Origin of the sequence: Methylophaga sulfidovorans, assembly GCF_900114205.1 — a bacterium.
Classification (GTDB): Bacteria; Pseudomonadota; Gammaproteobacteria; order Nitrosococcales; family Methylophagaceae; genus Methylophaga; species Methylophaga sulfidovorans.
This window is the reverse complement of sequence record NZ_FOSH01000002.1, coordinates 1-17,881: the sequence shown is the minus strand read 5'-3', so window position 1 is coordinate 17,881 and position 17,881 is coordinate 1. Positions and strand designations below refer to the sequence as shown.

General features: G+C 41.6%; 17 protein-coding genes and 1 pseudogene. 11 read left to right on the top strand and 7 right to left on the bottom strand.

Annotation, left to right across the window (positions count from 1 at the left end; translation table 11 throughout):
* Positions 1-118: 118 nt before the first annotated feature.
* Positions 119-793 (top strand): class I SAM-dependent methyltransferase, encoded by a 675-nt coding sequence (locus tag BM232_RS01430; protein WP_091711421.1) that lies wholly within the window; start codon positions 119-121, stop codon positions 791-793.
* 11 nt (positions 794-804) lie between these two features.
* On the opposite strand, the gene dbpA is transcribed toward BM232_RS01430, so the two are convergent.
* The 6 genes from dbpA to BM232_RS01400 all read right to left on the bottom strand — a co-directional run bounded on the left by dbpA (position 805) and on the right by BM232_RS01400 (position 6,821).
* The gene (gene dbpA, locus BM232_RS01425; protein WP_091711420.1) at positions 805-2,187 is read right to left on the bottom strand and encodes an ATP-dependent RNA helicase DbpA; all 1,383 of its coding nucleotides are present in this window, start codon (positions 2,185-2,187) and stop codon (positions 805-807) included.
* A gap of 208 nt (positions 2,188-2,395) precedes the next feature.
* The gene (draG, locus tag BM232_RS01420; RefSeq protein WP_091711419.1) at positions 2,396-3,310 is read right to left on the bottom strand and encodes an ADP-ribosyl-[dinitrogen reductase] hydrolase; all 915 of its coding nucleotides are present in this window, start codon (positions 3,308-3,310) and stop codon (positions 2,396-2,398) included.
* A gap of 178 nt (positions 3,311-3,488) precedes the next feature.
* Complete coding sequence (modC, locus tag BM232_RS01415) at positions 3,489-4,565, bottom strand: molybdenum ABC transporter ATP-binding protein (protein ID WP_091711418.1); 1,077 nt, start codon at positions 4,563-4,565, stop codon at positions 3,489-3,491.
* Positions 4,562-5,239 (bottom strand): molybdate ABC transporter permease subunit, encoded by a 678-nt coding sequence (gene modB / locus BM232_RS01410; RefSeq protein ID WP_177207234.1) that lies wholly within the window; start codon positions 5,237-5,239, stop codon positions 4,562-4,564. Before modB ends, modC begins: the two co-directional genes overlap by 4 nt.
* A gap of 22 nt (positions 5,240-5,261) precedes the next feature.
* Complete coding sequence (gene modA / locus BM232_RS01405) at positions 5,262-6,017, bottom strand: molybdate ABC transporter substrate-binding protein (RefSeq protein ID WP_091711416.1); 756 nt, start codon at positions 6,015-6,017, stop codon at positions 5,262-5,264.
* A 15-nt stretch (positions 6,018-6,032) separates the two neighbouring features.
* Entirely contained in the window at positions 6,033-6,821 is a 789-nt protein-coding gene (locus tag BM232_RS01400) for a TOBE domain-containing protein (protein ID WP_091711415.1), read from the bottom strand.
* Positions 6,822-7,482: 661 nt separating this feature from the next.
* On the opposite strand from BM232_RS01400, the gene BM232_RS01395 reads away from it, so the two are divergent.
* From BM232_RS01395 to BM232_RS01385, 3 genes are read left to right on the top strand one after another with little or no spacing between them, the layout of a single operon-like run.
* Positions 7,483-8,658 (top strand): dsDNA nuclease domain-containing protein, encoded by a 1,176-nt coding sequence (locus BM232_RS01395; protein ID WP_091711414.1) that lies wholly within the window; start codon positions 7,483-7,485, stop codon positions 8,656-8,658.
* Entirely contained in the window at positions 8,655-9,134 is a 480-nt protein-coding gene (locus BM232_RS01390; RefSeq protein ID WP_091711413.1) for a hypothetical protein, read from the top strand. Before BM232_RS01395 ends, BM232_RS01390 begins: the two co-directional genes overlap by 4 nt.
* On the top strand, positions 9,131-10,894 hold the full coding sequence (locus BM232_RS01385) for an AAA family ATPase (RefSeq protein ID WP_091711412.1): 1,764 nt from the start codon (positions 9,131-9,133) through the stop codon (positions 10,892-10,894). Before BM232_RS01390 ends, BM232_RS01385 begins: the two co-directional genes overlap by 4 nt.
* Positions 10,895-11,042: 148 nt before the next feature.
* Here the strand turns inward: BM232_RS01385 and norR are convergent, their stop codons facing one another.
* Positions 11,043-12,623 carry a nitric oxide reductase transcriptional regulator NorR gene (gene norR, locus BM232_RS01380; RefSeq protein ID WP_091711411.1) on the bottom strand — a complete coding sequence of 527 codons (1,581 nt, stop codon included), beginning with the start codon at positions 12,621-12,623 and terminating at the stop codon, positions 11,043-11,045.
* A gap of 189 nt (positions 12,624-12,812) precedes the next feature.
* On the opposite strand from norR, the gene hmpA reads away from it, so the two are divergent.
* The 7 genes and pseudogenes from hmpA to BM232_RS14745 form a co-directional block, all read left to right on the top strand.
* Positions 12,813-14,009, top strand: coding sequence for an NO-inducible flavohemoprotein (gene hmpA, locus BM232_RS01375; protein WP_091711410.1), 1,197 nt, complete (start codon positions 12,813-12,815; stop codon positions 14,007-14,009).
* 57 nt (positions 14,010-14,066) lie between these two features.
* Positions 14,067-15,257 (top strand): NnrS family protein, encoded by a 1,191-nt coding sequence (locus BM232_RS01370; RefSeq protein ID WP_091711409.1) that lies wholly within the window; start codon positions 14,067-14,069, stop codon positions 15,255-15,257.
* A 78-nt stretch (positions 15,258-15,335) separates the two neighbouring features.
* Positions 15,336-16,295, top strand: coding sequence for an HPP family protein (locus BM232_RS01365; protein ID WP_091711408.1), 960 nt, complete (start codon positions 15,336-15,338; stop codon positions 16,293-16,295).
* A 404-nt stretch (positions 16,296-16,699) separates the two neighbouring features.
* On the top strand, positions 16,700-17,020 hold the full coding sequence (locus tag BM232_RS01355; RefSeq protein ID WP_091711406.1) for a hypothetical protein: 321 nt from the start codon (positions 16,700-16,702) through the stop codon (positions 17,018-17,020).
* A gap of 104 nt (positions 17,021-17,124) precedes the next feature.
* Complete coding sequence (locus tag BM232_RS14750) at positions 17,125-17,382, top strand: hypothetical protein (RefSeq protein ID WP_143092244.1); 258 nt, start codon at positions 17,125-17,127, stop codon at positions 17,380-17,382.
* A gap of 45 nt (positions 17,383-17,427) precedes the next feature.
* Complete coding sequence (locus tag BM232_RS15175) at positions 17,428-17,553, top strand: hypothetical protein (protein WP_281248256.1); 126 nt, start codon at positions 17,428-17,430, stop codon at positions 17,551-17,553.
* A gap of 90 nt (positions 17,554-17,643) precedes the next feature.
* Positions 17,644-17,881 (top strand): annotated as a pseudogene (locus BM232_RS14745) (hypothetical protein); the annotation flags it as partial.

Here is a 17,881-nt window from a genome sequence, read left to right as displayed (position 1 = left end):
CGGCCTTATATCATTATTTTTTAGAACCGTTCTCTAGAATTACTTAAATATACCGTTAAGTCTCTTTTAATATTTGTTCACCATACTTCACTTCATTCCACATGATGTAGGTGATGAGATGATGACAGATACTAAAACACCGCTTGAATTTTCAGGTAAATATGATGATACACATGCGAAGGCCTATTTTGAAAAGCATCAGGATGGCTTATGGCGTCAATTATCTAATTGGCGTGATCATCAAGTAGCTAGAAAAGCACTGAATATAGCCGGTGATCCAAAAACGGTACTAGACGTACCTTGTGGTACAGGCCGATTCTGGTCTTTATTATGTGAACAACCACAACGCCAGATCTTTGCCAGTGATTATAGTCAAGACATGATAAATACCGGCATGCGTTATCGTGACAAGGCCATTACTGATCGGGTTGAAGCCTTCCAGTCGTCTGCGTTTAGTTTGGATGTTCCAGATAATTTCGTGGAAAATATTTTCTGTATTCGTCTTATTCATCATATTGGTGATGCACAAGATCGACTGGCATTGCTAAAAGAGTTTCACCGGGTAACCCAAAAAACTGTAATTATTTCGTTATGGGTGGATGGTAACTTTAAAGCCTGGCGTCGTAAAAAATTAGAGAAAAAACGCCACGCACGTGATTACCAAAACCGCTTTGTGATTAATCAGCAAACCATTGAAAATGAATTCAGACAAAGTGGTTTTGAGATAAAAGCCGCCATCGACTTTTTACCTAAATATGCAATGTGGCGTACTTACGTACTTGAAAAGCGATAAACAGGAATCACTTAACGAATTTGTCTGGCGCGAACAGAGCGGCCTTTCACTTTGCCTTTAGCTAAGTAATTCATGGCTTGTCTAAGGGCACTTTTTTCAACGGCAACGTAGCTAGACATATCGCGAATATCAATTTTGCCTATTTGCTGACCGTTTAAACCGGCATCGCCGGTCAAAGCACCTAAAATATCACCCGGACGAATTTTATTTTTACGACCACTATCCAACTGGATGGTGGTCATTTTGCCTTGCAGCGTGAAGCCAGAATCCGCTTTTAGTTTAGATAAGTTGCCATAGTGAACCGGTTCTGAGACATAGTTTTCGATGGCGACGACACGTGGCGCATCAGCTGGTGTCACAATACTCATCGCCATGCCTTTTTGTCCTGCACGACCAGTGCGGCCAATACGGTGCACATATACTTCCGGATCACGTGGTAATTCATAGTTAATGACCATTTCTAGTGAGGCGATATCCAGACCTCTGGCCGCGACATCGGTAGCCACTAAGACTGGGCAACTGGTATTGGCAAAGCGAATCAGTGCCTGATCACGATCACGCTGTTCAAGGTCACCATGAATAGCCGCTGCTTGTATCTGTTGACTGGATAACCACTGAGCCACTTCATCACACTGCTTTTTGGTATGACAAAAGATGACGGCATTACTTGGTTTGTAGTGTTGAATTAACTTGATTAATGCCTGATCACGTTCATTTTTATTAACATCAAAAAACAGTTGTTCAATGATGTCTTGTTTATGTTCTGAGATAACCTTAACTGACACCGGTGACTTTTGGATGGATTCACTCATCTGCTGAATGGTATCTGGGTAGGTGGCGGAGAACAGGGCGGTCTGACGTGATGACGGTGTTTGATCAATGATATGGTGAATGACTTCTGTAAAGCCCATATCCAACATACGATCCGCTTCATCGAGAACCAGTACTTTTAGTTGCTCTAACTTTAAACAGTTTTTGCTATGTAAGTCATTCACACGACCTGGTGTGCCGACGACGATATGTGAACCGTGCTCTAATGACGCAATTTGTGGACCGATAGGTTTACCACCGCATAGAGTCGTGACTTTTATATTCGGCATTAAACGCGCTAACTTTCTTAATTCGGTGGTGATTTGTTCTGCCAGCTCTCGGGTTGGGCTCAAAATTAATGCCTGCACACCAAAAAAACGTGGGTTGATACTAGCTAAAACACTGATACCAAACGCCGCCGTTTTACCACTGCCAGTTTTCGCTTGGGCGACCACATCACGGCCTTTTAATAACCAGGGTAATGTTTCTGCCTGAATGGCTGTCATGCTGTCATAACCTAATGAGGTTAAAGCATCCAGTTGCGGTTGAGATAAGGGGAGGGACGAAAAAGCGGTATCTGACATAGGAACTCAATTAATAATCACGAATATGCGTGATGGCTGTTCAGAGGATATGAAAATAAGACCTAGCGTTGTTCCGCAATCAAGACTGAACTTCTTAAAGGGAGAGAGATAAACTCAGGGAGCTATAGTCTATTGAATATAGGAAAGAATTATACCTTGCTCACCCGTGCAAAGCGACATAACACTTCGTCTTCATCTCAGAAAGGTGTTAAGGATTTTGTTCAGCGAGTTTTTCAGCTAATGATAATAAGGTCGTGGTCTGCTTTTTAATCAGTTCAGAAATATCGGGATCGAGTTGTTTTAACCATCTTTCTGGAATCGCTCCCACACCATATTTCGCGCCTGCTAACATACCGGCGAGAGCCCCGACGGTATTAGCATCTCCCCCCATATTCACTGTCTTAGTGATACAGGCTTCCAGACAATCGGTCGTGTGGAAAAAGTGCAGCACGGTTTGTATCGTATCAACGATATAGCCAGAGCTATGCCCAGGGTAGGGTGAGAAAGCAAACTGGGGCTCTTTTTCAATGAATTCAGCAACTGTTTCTTCGGCCAAATCAGTTTCTTGGCGAATTAAATGTTTTATCAAATAGCCCAACATCTGACTGGCTCGGTCAGAAAGGCTATTGTGGTGCGTAAAATGATTTTGCTCACACAGCCAGCTTTCAAACGCCTCATCCTGATATAGACAAATCAAAGCCAGAGGCAATATACGGCTACAGGCACCGTTACCTGCATCGTGATCATCATAAGGTGCCATCAAGTCACCGGTATTTTTATAACGACGAATACCTCGAAGCACAGCCTCGCTGATGTCAGTCGGATGTTTGCTCAACCACACCACAAAGTAGTCAGCCACCACTTTAATATCCCAGCCTTGAGCATCAATAATGGCCTGACTTAATGTGAGTGTCATCTCGGTGGCATCCGTCACATGACCCTGTGGTAAACCTAACCAGCCACCACCGGTAATATCTTTATGAAGGCCGTAAGTTTCGTGAATTTGTTCCGGGGTCATAAATTCTAAGGTGGCACCCAGCGCATCACCGCAGGCAAAACCAAGATAGGCGCCTAAGGCTCTTTCATAGAGAGAAGATGCGGTTATGGTTGTATCTGAGTTCATTGCTATTGAGCCTCAATTATCCATTGTCGAGTAGGTCTGAACATTTATGTGTTCCGAAAAGCTGTCGGCAATGATAAAACTGAGTATCCACCGTCACATTGATCCTGATCATGAATGGTGTAAAACGAATGATATTTATTTAGATGGAAAGAGCTGAATAGCCAGAAATGCAGTACGTTTATTCAATAATGGCGGCAGATTTAATTTGTGCCCAGACATCATCACCGACAGAGACACCAAGGTGATGAAACGAACGTGAGGTAAGACGACACAGCAAATAGTTCGCACCTACCTTAAGTCTCACTAATAAGATGGCTGGATGATCACCAGCGCCGACTTCTTCGATGATGGCCTCTATTGTATTGGCAATACTGGAGTCTTCATCAGGCGATAGGGTGAGACTGACATCTCGCGCCAGCACTTGCAGACGAACCTGACTACCAATAACAAAGTTCATATCTCTTACCCACATCTTGCCGCCATCAAACTCGGCTTCAGCAAGGTGCCATTCAGACTGAAGTTGTTCAATCCTGGCTTCAATGATGACACTGGCCTGCTCATCCAGTTGTGACGATAAATCCAGTCGGGAAAGGGTGTGATTAAGTGCACCTGAAGCCTCAACCTGACCTTCTTTCAGCAATACAATATGATCGGCTAATCGTGCGACTTCTGTGGGGGAGTGGCTGACATAAATCACCGGCATTTTTAAGGTGTCATGCAGCTTTTCTAAAAAGGGCAGAAACTCTCGTTTTCTGGCTACATCGAGTGCAGCTAAAGGTTCATCCATTAACAACAGTTTTGGGTTCACTGCCAGACTTCGGGCAATGGCAACCCGCTGCTTTTCACCGCCCGACAATTTGGCTGGTTTACGATCCAGTAAATGTTCAATGCCTAATAAAGCAATGGTTTTATCCAGAGGAAAGTCGGTATTGCTTTGTTTTCTGCGTTTAAAAGCATAATTCAAATTGGCCATCACACTCATATGAGGGAATAAGGCCGACTCCTGAAACACATAGGCAATTGGACGCTGGTGAGGTGGGGTAAAGGTGTTGTCATCTTGCCAGACATCACCATTAAACATGAACTTGCCTTGGGCTTTTTCCAAACCCGCCATACAACGCAAAATGGTGGATTTCCCCGAACCAGACGGGCCAAACAAAGCCGTGACACCCTGAGCAGGTATGCTCAGATCAACATCCAGTGTAAAGCCGGGATGCTCCAGATAAAAGCGGGTTTCGATGCCAGACTTGCTCATGCGAGTTTTCTTTTATTGGGGTTAAACAGGTAGAGCAATAACAAGGTGACAAATGAAAACGCAATCATAATGGCCGATAGCTCCCATGCTTGGTCGTATTCTAAAGCCTCAACGTAGTCATAAATTTGCACAGAGACCACGCGAGTGACATCAGGAATATTGCCACCAATCATTAACACCACGCCAAATTCCCCGACCGTATGAGCAAACCCCAGTATCCCACCCGTCAGAAAGCCGGGTAGAGCAAGTGGCAGAGCAATCGTTAAAAAGCGATCAAGTGGACTCGCACCCAGCGTGGCAGCGGCTTCCAGATAATGTTCACTAATATTTTCAAAGGCCAGCTGTATCGGTTGCACGACAAAGGGCAGGGAATAAAAAATAGAGGCAATCACCAGCCCGCTAAAGGTAAAAGGTAAGGTGCCCAAACCAAGTGCCTGAGTCAATTGTCCCACCGGACCTTCAGGTCCCATGGCGACTAATAAATAAAAGCCAATAACCGATGGCGGTAGTACAATCGGCATCGCTACCAATGCCTCGATAGCCACCTTGGCACGACAGTGGGTACGGGCTAGCCACCAGGCGATAGGTGTACTGATGAGTAACAGCAAAATAGTCACGATACTAGCCAGTTTCGCCGTCAGTAAAATAGCAGTGAGATTCGCGTCGCTGAACATGATGTCTTAGGTTAATTTGGGCTTAGTGTGAGTAACCATAGGATTCGATAATCGCCAGGACTTTGTCTGATTTAAGGTAGTCGAGCAGGGCCTTTGCCGCGTCATTATGCTCTGCTTTTTTAAGTAATACCGCATCCTGACGGATAGGCGAGTAGAGGTCTTTAGGCACAATCCAACCCGAGCCTGAACTTAGCTTGCCTTGTTTCATCACTTGCGACAAAGCCACAAAACCTAGTTGGGCATTATGCGTAGCAACAAATTGATAGGCCTGTGCAATGTTTTCTCCCATCACGATTTTTTTAGCAACATCCTCATAAACACTCAGATTGTTTAATGTCTCGATTGCGGCTAAGCCATAAGGGGCAAGCTTAGGATTAGCTAAAGACAGATGTTTGAACTGATCGGTTTTCAGCACATCCGAACTTTGACTATCGACAAAATCGGGTTTGGGGGACCATAAAATTAACGCGCCCTTAGCATAAGTAAAACGAGTGTCTTTGACACTGAGACCCGCTTCTTCAAGCGCTAATGGTTTGGCGGTATCGGCAGAAAGAAACACATCAAAAGGCGCGCCATTTTTTATCTGAGCAAAAAACTTACCGGATGAGGCAAAAGACAGGACCGTTTTATTACCGGTCTCTTCCTCAAAGGCAGCCGCAATTTCCTGCATCGGCTTGGTGAAATTCGCGGCCACGGCCACCATCACGGTTTGCGCCTGAACATTGCTAATGGCAAATAAAAAGAAAAGGGCGGTAAGGTATTTTTGTAATGTCGTCATTGTGAACTCTCAGTATTAATTCGCAACAGCTAAGATGACGTTGGATGCTTTAATTAACGCCGTAACGGGTGTTTCCGGTTTAAGCTGCAATTCATTGGCACTGTCATTGGTAATAGTGGCGGCCAGTGTTTTGCCACCGTTGAGTTCAATAATGACTTCTGTATTGATAGCACCTTCATGGCAGCGTGCGACTTTACCAGTGAGTTTATTACGGGCACTGGTTTTTAACTGATGATCCAAGGTCAGAATCACCCATGATGCCTTAATCATCGCGTAGGCTTCTGTTCCTTGCTTTAGTTTAAGATGCTCGAGACTATCCGACGTGATATTGGCAACAATTTCATCATCACCACCGATATCCAAAATCACTTCGTTTGAAATTTCACCTTGCTTGATCGTTTTCACTTTTCCAAGAAACTGATTACGAGCACTGGTTTTCAAATCAAATCTCCTGATGAGCTGATAATAGGCATCAAAGTCATCAATGACCTCATTTAATTGATGCAGCACGCGCGCTCGTTCCTGATCAAGTTGGTGAAATGTGGTGATAAGACGGCGGCCATGAGCCGTCAACCGTGCTCCTCCACCATCACGACCACCTTTACGACGCTCTACCAAAGGACTATCAGCCATATTATTGATAGCTTCAATAGCATCCCATGCTGTTTTATACGACATGCCTAATGCTGATGCTGCTGCGCGAATTGAACCAGTGACATCAATCTGTTCAAGCAATGCCATATGATCGTATTTACGACCACGACTGAATAAAGCGGAGGTAATATCTGCATGTCGTTCAGTCATTTGGTTTTTATTGTCTCTAAATATCGATAGTAAGTATAACTATATATCGGTATAGGAAACACTACAATCTCAGCTTCAATGCATTGTGTGATTCGTAATAGGTTTAAAATGAGAGAACTAAAAAGGATGTGGTTATCTACAGAGAGTAATGACGGATACATTATCAGCACGCTGGAGTAGAAAGACTTATGTCAATAGGTAAAATTTGAAGTGTATGAAAAAATGGTTATTGCTTAGGTAAAGCGAGTTAGCATCAGATTTTTATCATCCAATGCTTCTGAATGTTGCTCAATAGTTAAATTTATGGAATATTCAGCCAATATCAATTGATTGTACTGCGATTTAAACATCAGTTAGTAAAGGATTTAAAGGAATATAGAAATGGATTATTCAATATGAATATCGCTTTTTCTCAGAGAAATATTCACTTCCATGAGAATCAAAATCTGGCTCTATTTTCACAGACCATTCCATCTCTTTGGCTCTATTTCTCAAAAAAATTAATCGCGTTTTTATTAATAATCAAATGTTTGAAGTATTAAGTCGGAATTATGAAGCCACAGGCTTCATAAAAGACACTGTTATACGTGGGTGTAGTAAGGCCGATTTCGACAAAAAGCAGACGTTGGCAACTTAAAATTGAACACTGAGTATCTAAAAAATGGTATTAGAAACAAAAAAACCTCGCGAACAAAGTGGTAGAGACTCTTTTGGAAGATTTCGGGCGCAATGCAGATCAGCAGCTATTGCCGCATTATCTATATTGGAAGACAGAGCAATAGACAGGGTTTATTGCGACCTACACGATGACTTTGTAATTAGAAAACAGGATAAAAATGGTCTTGGCTACATATTTTTTCAGGTAAAGACGAATAGCAAACAGAATCATAATTGGACATTAAGCGAAATACTTGGGATAAACAGCAGAATAAATGACCCCAAAAAGCAATCTAATGACAAGCTAAAAAATAGCTTTATAGGAAAACTATTACTTAACACCGTGGTTTTCGATAGTAATTGCAACAATGTAATATTTCAAACAAACATAAACAATTCAGACGATGTTGAGAGCCTCATAGACGACATCGAAAAAGGTGTTTTTGCAAATAAGTTTTCGAAACTATTAGTCTCAAAATTCAACGATCTATATTCCGACAATATAAAAGCCCCATTGGCAGAAGGGGAAATCAAAGAAAGAATATCAAAACTCCAATTCCAAACTGATATTCAGTACCTCAAAGTCGGTGATGCCAACTTTATTCCTATAGCAAGAGAAAAGATTCATCAATATAGTGAAATTGACTTAGGGCACACTGAATCCAACGAAATACTATCAAAATTATTAGAACTGGTTGAGAATAAATCAGAGGGCGTAATAAAAGATTGGACTTCTGAAAATATTGAGAAAAAAGCAGGAATATCAGTTAAAGATCTACTATCAATTCTAAGTATATCTAGCGAAGCATATGAAATTCTTTCATCAGGTGGCGACGCCAAGGCCATAAAAAATGCCTCAATAATACAAAGGACTTTATCCTCTAGTGGGGCTAACGAAGAAATCATAAAATTTTGTTCACAATGTAAAACAGACTGGGATGAATGGGTTAGAAACAATAGACACATAATTCAAGATCTAGACTTTTACACTATACAATCAAAACTTAAAGGTGTAATTGATAATGTCATCGGGAGTGGTGGCGTTATAGAATTTAAAAAATTAAGAATTCCAATTAAAGAATTTATCACCGATTTAGAGTCAGAAGATATTAGCTATGGAATAAATGAAAAATTGGCACTGGGCGGCCTTTTTTCAGAGATTGTTAGGGATAGATCATGAATATCGATGAATTCTATGAACAAGTGCAAAATTCTGGACTAAGGATTGAAGCTTCGTCTTATAAAAAAGACAGCGAACACCTCCTAGATAACGAAGCCCTATTCCAGCTACCACTAATCTGCCTAATCATTTTGTTAATGGCTAAAGACAGGAGAAAGCCAAGAATTCCAGAGCTAGGACAACTTGTGGGCGAAAGCTTAGAGCAAAGTGTTCCCGGCTTTAAAGGATCTGCACAGCATGTTGGCTGGTCAGCGAATTTGAGAGTGCGCACCATTAAAGCAATGACTTTCTTAGAGAATTGCAAACTAGTTGAAATTCAAAACAGAAAAGGAAAGCTAGAAATCACCCATTTGGGGAAAAAAGTAATTGACAAAGCAATGTCTAATGACAATGACCTTTCCTACAATTTGTCAAAAATTAAAATGGCATACAGAAATATTCTCGTATCTAAACAACTCAAGATGGAGCTAGTATGAAGCTTATAAGCATTCAGGTTTTTGCTATTGGAAGCAATGGGCTCAGCTCTAATGTACTTGAGTTTGGAAGAGACATCACCCAGTTATACGGACCAAACGGATGTGGGAAAACCCCTCTAATTCAATCAATACCTTTCTGCTTAGGATTCCCAACAACTTTTAGAAATGACATTTATGAAAGATGCAGCCACGTAGTCTTAAAGGTATCTATAGATGGTAACCCATTATCAATAAAGAGAATTTATAGTCGAGATGTTGATATTGAGGTAACTGAAAAAAACAACATTAAACAACGATTTTATAATGAACAAGACTATAGTGAATATTTATTTGGATTACTTGACATTGATTTCCCATATCTTGTAGGAAACAACAATCAGGCAACTAAACCCTACTTATCTACATTGCTTCCAATTTTTTATACCGATCAAGATGAAGGTTACTCGAACATATATTACTCGCAGGCAAATTTTATAAAAGATCAATTCTCTGAAATGATAAGGCTTTTACTGAGACTTCCTGCAAAAAACTACTTTGAAAAGAAAAAGAAGATGATCTCGGCCAAAGAGAGGTTATCTGATCTAGATAGGCGAATTGAGGTTCATTCCAGAAAACTTGAAAGCACAAAAGAGGCTTGTAAGGATATCAATAAAAACTCATCAGAAATTGAGAATGAAATATCTCAGCTAACGTCAGAGTTTGAAGGATTAAAACAAGCTGGATCAAGCGAAGATGAAGCATTAAATATACTGGAAAGGATGATATCTAAAAAGATATCGGAAGTAAGAAAGATAGAAAACTCTATAATTGAATTGAAAAATAGGACAAAAAGTACTTCAAAAATAGTACATGAAATAAATACTGAAATAGAAACATTAAACTTGAATGAAGAAGCTAGAAGAGTATTTTTATCAATTGATGAAATATGCGGTTCCACAAACTGCCAGTTATTTTCTCCAAGCTCAGCCAGCTATAGTAAAAACCTACTATATCTAAAAGACCAGATAAAAGATCTTGAGAGAAATAGCGTTTCTGATCAACTAAGAGTATCGGAGCTACAAAAAAGAAAGGATGATATAGAAAATGAAATACAAGAACTGTCTTCAGAGAGAAACAAAACTATTGAGCAGGGTTACACAACAGCGCTAGTTGACGCCATTTCTGAGATAAAATATTCAATATTTGAACTGCAAAACAAGTTAGGAGATGTCATCGACTTAGAAAAAACTGAGAAGAATCATTTTAAGCTGTTATTAGAAAGAAAGACTGCATATGAGAATGTTCAATCTTTATCTACAGGACGAGTAAACATTCCAGAATTGGCAAGGTTAAAAGCTAATTTAAGAGAACTCTATCTAATTTGGCTAGAGAAGATACACACCAGCAATATCAGCCGAGACATTACATTCAAGGATGATTTTGTTCCAATTCTTGGAAAAGAAAATATCAAACAGCTAAAAGGTAGCACACGAAGCAGGGCAATTCTGGCATACCACGCCGCCCTATTACAGCTTCTAACAGAGAATAAGGCATCTGGATTTAAATTTCTTATTCTCGATACACCTAAGCAACATGAGACACACGTTCATGACTTAGACAGATTTATTAAAGCGCTAAAAGACTTATGTGAAAACCTTGGAATTCAAATAGTTTTCTCAACCACCGAATATCGTTATTTAGGCGATGAAATGGACAAAGAATGGAATCCAACTTACCCAGGGGCTGAGCAGAATATGTTTTTAAGAGCAGAGAGTTCATAGGTAAGAGTCAAGAGATCATCGAACTTGATTATTTTCATAGGTTAGAAAGTTTTGCCCTCCAGATGGAACCAGAGAATCAAAACGTTAGAACACCTGACAGTGAGTTGGAAAAATAAGTCTGCTCTTTTTCTCGTGTGCTTATATCGAGTTAGTTAAACGTTATCTGCGTATTTTTTTGAACGGTGATGTTAAGACGTTTCGCCATGCGGATAAGATTTGAACGATCCATCTGCAACTGTTTTGCTGCATGTGCCCAGTTACCTTCGGCTTGTTGTAATGCGTGGGCGATGACTCTTTTTTGAAAGGCTTCCGTCGCTGCTTTTAAACTCATATTGGGCAGGTTGTTAGTTGGATTGGTATCTAGCTCAGCGAGGCTAGATACGGGTTTATCAGCTGTAATTTCAAGTAACTCAGAAGTGAGTGACACAATCGCCTGATGAGGTGAAGCAGCTTTCGCTCTTAACGCTGCTCGACTGATTACATGTTCGAGTTCACGTACATTGCCGGGCCAGGAATAATTAAGCAGGCTGGTGTTGGCTTCTGACGTTAATCGAAGCTGGCGGATGTTCAATTGGCGACTGATGCGTTCGAGAAAATATCCGGCCAAAAGCAACACGTCGTCCCCTCGATCTTTTAGGCTGGGCAGGTGAATGGGGTACACCATTAGACGATGATAAAGGTCGGAACGGAACTGTTCATTTTCTACTTCTTTTTCCAGATTTCTATTGGTGGCAGCAATAATGCGCACATCCACATGTTCGACTTTATCTTGGCCGACAGGTTGAATCTCACCCGACTGCAATACCCGTAATAATTTACTTTGTGTGCTCAGAGGTAATTCGCCCACCTCATCCAGAAATAAGGTGCCACCATTAGCCAGCTGAAATTTACCAGCCCGTGCTTTATCTGCACCAGTAAACGCGCCTTTGGTGTGGCCAAATAATTCACTTTCAACCAAGGACTCTGGCAGGGAAGCACAGTTCAAATAGACCAGCGGAGCCGTTTTACGATCTGAAAGCTGATGAATTTTCCTGGCAACCAGCTCTTTACCGACGCCGGTTTCGCCAGTAATTAACACCGTAAAATTGGAGCCAGACACCAGCTCAATATTGTTTTTCAGCGCTTGCATGACTGGGCTTTGCCCAATAATCTCGCCGCCGTCTTTTAATAAGGCTTCCTGGGTTAACTCTTTGACGACTTCTTGAGCATGGTGTGCACTGAGTTCCAGTTTCTTAAACTCCAGTGCCGTTTTTAAGGTAGCGGCGGATAAAGCCGTGATTAATTCCAGTGTTTTTAATTCAATGTCATCAAAAGCGTGAGCATTGAGACTATCGAGCGTTACCACACCAATAAGCTGGTCATCTGAGTAAAGGGGTAAGCCCATACAAGAGTGAATCGGTAAATTACCTAACTGAGATACCAACAAGCCATCATAGGGATCCGGTAAATCGCAGTCGTTAGCAAATAACAGTGGTTTGCTTGAGTCACAAATGCGTTGCAGTCTGGGATGTTCTTTAAGTAAAAAACGTCTGCCTAATACATCTGAAGACAAGCCTTGCATGGCGAGTGGTGTCAGCATGTCATCACGAAAACCGAGTAATACCACAGCATCGCAGGCGATGGCTTTTCTTATTGAACCTAACAGACGATCAAACCGATCTCCTGTATTCAAACTATTGGCTAAATCGAGGGCGACTTCGACTAAAAGGTGATGGCTGTTTAATGGCATTATGCTGTTCTTTTTAATCAGGTTAGAAAAACATGAGTAGGTCATTATGACCCGTTATTATCTAGGTCATAAAGACACGATTAATAAAGTATAACTGACTAAGTGATTGAATTATATAAGCGGGTTTATCTGGCATAGCTTCTGCAATATGTGAGTAGTAATACATAAAAACAGCACAGCGAGGACAACATGTTAGATACACATACTATTCAAATCGTAAAAAGCACGATTCCCTTACTGGAAGGGGCCGGCACAGCAGTCACTGATCATTTTTATCAGCGTATGTTTACCGCCAATCCAGAGTTAAAAGATATCTTTAATCTGAGCAATCAAAAAAGCGGTCGCCAGCAATTTGCCTTGTTCAGTGCGGTGGCGTCTTATGCCAAATACATTGATAACCTGGGTGAGCTAGGCGAGTTGGTCGAGCGTATTGCACAGAAACACACCAGCTTTGATATTCAGCCTGAGCAATATCAGATTGTCGGTCATCACCTGATTGAAACCTTACGAGAGTTAGCGCCCGATGAGTTCACCGACGATGTGGCTGAGGCCTGGATAAAAGCCTATCAGTTATTGGCAACGGTATTAATCAACCGCGAAAAAGCGCTTTATCAGAACAGCAAAGAAGAGCAGGGTGGCTGGACCGGACCTAGGGCGTTTCGGGTCAAAGACAAAATCAAAGAGTCTGAGTTAGTGACCAGTTTTATTTTTGAACCGGTGGATGGTCAGCCGATAAGACAGTATCAGCCGGGCCAGTATATTGCCGTCAGAGTGAAACCTGATAATGCCGAGAATATTGAGATTCGCCAATATTCACTTTCAGATAAATATCACCCTGATCATTACCGCATTAGTGTGAAACGTGAGCATTCTCCTATAAAAGGTATGGTGTCTAATCATCTGCATGATGCGGTGGACGTCGGTGATAAAGTCGAGTTAATGCCACCGGCGGGTGCTTTCTTTTTGACGAAGCCCAGCAGACCGGTGATGTTGATTTCTGGCGGTGTCGGCTTAACGCCAATGATGTCTATGCTGGAAACCTTAGTCAGTGATAAAGCCTACCAGCACGATATCTTCTTTTTACATACCTGCAAAAATGCTCAGCAACATTCATTTAAACAGCGTTTGACGGTGTTGAAACAGGCTCGTCCTAATCTGCATGATTTTTATTGGTATAGCGAAGAAACGAATGTCTCAGAAGATATTCATACGGGTTTGATGGATATCAACCTGCTCAGAGACAAAGTCGATTTTAATAATGTCGAGGTGTATCTGTGTGGACCACTGGACTTTATGCGCTTTGTGCGTCTGCAATTGCATGTGAATGGTGTGCCAGCAGAGCGCATCCATTTTGAAACATTCGGCCCACATGACGACATTATTTAACCCAAAGCAACAGCTGAGCCCGAAAGGGCTCACTGTTTTATCTTCTGGTAGCTGCTTATGTCTATAAAATCTTGCCGTGCCTTTTTTTCATTGCCTGTGTTTGATCTCGCTTTCAGGCCATTATTTTTACTGGCCAGTCTGTTTGGCATCATCGCTTTGCTGTATTGGGGCGGTATCTGGAATGGATGGGTAAATTCGAGTCATGCCTTACCCGCCGCACTCTGGCACGGTCATGAAATGATGTTCGGTTTTGTCGGTGCAGTGTTGGTTGGCTTTTTGCTAACAGCCGTACAAACCTGGACAGGCTTACGCTCCATTCATGGTCTGCAATGTGCATTATTAGTAGGGTGTTGGCTTGTTGGGCGTATTGCGATGTGGCCAGGAGTCGGCTTGCCATCATGGTTAGTGATATTGCTGGATAGCAGTTTCTTTATATATGCCGGGCTGTTCCTAGCTAAATTGATTTATCAGAAGAAACAAGCACGTAATTATTATGCAGTGGTGGTGTTGCTGCTACTGATCTTTACCAATATTTATTTTCATCTATCCAGTCTGGCGCAGCAGTTTGAAACCGCAAGTAACAGTTTATATTCAGCTGTATTTCTGATTACGCTGATGATGGCAGTCATCGGTGGCCGTATTATTCCGATGTTTACAGCTAATGCCACACAGATTCAAGCCAGACCACGTTTGCTATGGCTGGACAGGGCAGCGTTGTTTTCTGTTTGGTTAATTGTGGCTGTGTTTTTCCTGCAATTGCAGAACTGGATACCCGCTGGTGTTCTGGCAGTAATGCTAGTGATAGCGGCATGTCTCACAGCAATAAGATGTGCCTGCTGGCGGTTTTTCACCACATTATCTCATCCTTTATTATGGTCATTACACCTAAGTTACTGGTGTATTCCTCTTGGCTTGTGTCTACTGTCCTATCACTATGCAGGCGGTGATGTCAGTATGAATGATGCCTTGCATGCGTTAACCGTGGGCGGCATGGGCGGGCTTATTTTAAGCATGATCTCACGGGTATCACTCGGGCATACCGGCAGACCGATTATTGCGTCTTCAAAGATTAAAGTCGCTTTTATCTGCGTGTTGATAGCTGGCTTTGTCAGAACGCTGATGTTTAGCGTCTTTTCAGCCAGTTTATTGAGTTTATGGCTCAGTACTCTGCTATGGGTGCTGGCGTACAGTATTTTCCTGTATCAATACACCCCGATTTTATTTGCCGAGAGAGTGGGGCGAGATTGATTAAATCCTATCGCTATATTAAGAGGATGTTTTAAATAGGTATAATTTATGCTTATTTTTATCCCATTAATTTAACTTATGACGCATGTTTTAAAACAACTCATGCTGTGGCTGGGGATTGAGAAAAACAGAACCAGCCATAGCGAAAAAGTGATCTCAGCATTCGGGGCGATGGTCGGTATTTTAGTGACCATCCTGATGACAAAATGGCTGTCACAGTATATTGCAATCAGTACGGGGTCAGAGTTATTGATAATTGCCTCTTTTGGCGCTACTGCCGTGTTGGTGTTTGCTGTTCCTCATGGTGCCTTATCGCAACCATGGCAAGTGATTGCAGGTCATTTGGTTTCTGCTGCTGTGGGTGTGACCTGCCAATACCTTCTTGGTGCAACACCACTGGCAGCTGCTATTGCCGTGGGTATCGCGGTTGTGCTGATGTATTACACCCGTTGCATCCATCCTCCAGGAGGCGCCACTGCATTAAATGCCGTTCTGGGCGGAGCAGGTATCACACAATTGGGCTACAGCTATCTGCTTTTCCCTGTGTTGATGAATATCATTGCTATCCTGCTGGTGGCGATTGTCTTTAATGCTTTATTTCACTGGCGACGCTACCCAGTGCATTTATCCAGACTTGTTACGGAACCTGTTCAATTAGAGTTGCTATCCGAAGACGTCTCTCTGACCACCGAAGATTTTAATGCTGCTATTCGTGAGCTGGATTCCTTTGTCGATTTAACCGAAGAAGGCTTAAGCGAACTCCTCGAAAAAGCCAAACAAAATGCCTTACTGCATATCGAGCATCCAGAAAAAATCAGCACAGGCAAGTTCTACAGCAATGGCAAAATTGGTCACACATGGGCCGTTCGTCGAGTCATAGATGAAGGCAAAGAGGGCAGTAAAAATGATGTGGTTATCTACAAAAATGTAGCCGGTAATGACCTATACAACACCGGCATGCTGGAACGCGAAGCCTTCCGTCAATGGGCGAAATTCGAAGTCTACGAACAAAATGGTCGCTGGTTGAGATTGAGCTAGCGAACATCACATATTTATCGCTCGATCCTTCTGGATGTTGCTCAACAATTAAAACTATGGAATATTGACCTAATATCAATAGATTGCAATGCAATTTAAACATCAGCTTGTAAAGGATTTAAAGGAACATAGAAATGGAGCATTCAATATGAATATCGCTTTTTCTCACAGAAATATTCATTTCCAAGAGAATCAAAATCTGGCTCTATTTTTCCAGCCCATTTCAACTTTTTGGCTCTATTTGCCAAAAAAAATAATCTCGTTTTTATTAAGAATCAAATATTTGGAAATATTAAACCGGAATTATGAAGCGACTTCTTTAATATTTATTATGAAGCCACAGGCTTCATAAAAGACACTGTTATACACCTATAGATATCAGCAATTAATACCAAGGATGATCAATGTCTACCTTTGATGAAGTTTATGATTTTGAATGTAAAGTTTTTGAGCCTGAAACTGCCGAACTCTCCCAAAAAGAGATTAAGAGTATGCTTCAACAGCTCTATAAATACTTTCCATATACCGAACATGAAGGAAAGCGTAAACCATATGAACCAAGTAGTGATTACTCAAAAAAATGGTTTCAAAGCTATAACCACCTGCTCATGCTTCTAGACATGAAAAAACAGGAGGCAAAGCATAATATCTCCATGTGGCTGTCAGTTCTTGCAATCGTAGTATCTGTCACAAGTGTTCTTGTGCGAGTTGGATCGGCGGGGTAAGAATGTATAACAAGGCAATTAAAAATCGCCCACAAAAGGCGTGGGCTGGACTCGCTAACGCTCGCCTTTTATTGCGGCGTTATGTTTATTAAGGAAGGCATCAATTGTTAGATAGAGGAACGAAAGTAAAATTAAAATCATTTAATAATACTTCTACATGCCATGAAGAGTGCGACCCTAGTGAAAACTATTGGTCACTAATAGGAGAAATGGGAACAATTAGGCGGCCTGAAAATGATCGTGGTCGTGTTTTGGTGCAATTTGATAATTCGGTTAAATCAAAAGGGCTTCATTGTCACAACGGCAATCAAGGAGTCAGCCAACTTGATTTAAACTTGATTTACTCTAGTTTCTTAAACTGATGTAATAACGAAACAACAATCTTCTCGCTACAAGGATGTAACGACATGGCTAGACTTCCCCGTTTGGTGTTACCCAATCAGCCTTTGCATATTATGCATAGAGGTAATAACCGTCAAGACATATTTGAAAATGAGGAGGATATGGCACGTATTCTCAATGATATTGGATAATCAATAGGGTCAGAGCCTGAGCTATCCCCACAAATAATTACTAATAATCAATGGTCTAGTTGATACGTTAGGGAACATTCATGGCATTTGGTGATCAGATCTATCGCCAAACAAATACAACCAGCCGAAAACACCATGAATGTTCATCCTATATTGAAGAAAACAATGTCACTTGTCACGCCTGATATGCATTCACGCCGAAGGTGTGCATTAACCGATGCCATTGACAGTCTATTGAACGGTGCCTCAGCTACCGTCACAGCATTGGGAAGAGGCATTGCTTCTCCAGCAAAAGAAAAACATCGCATAAAGCGAGCAGATAGATTAC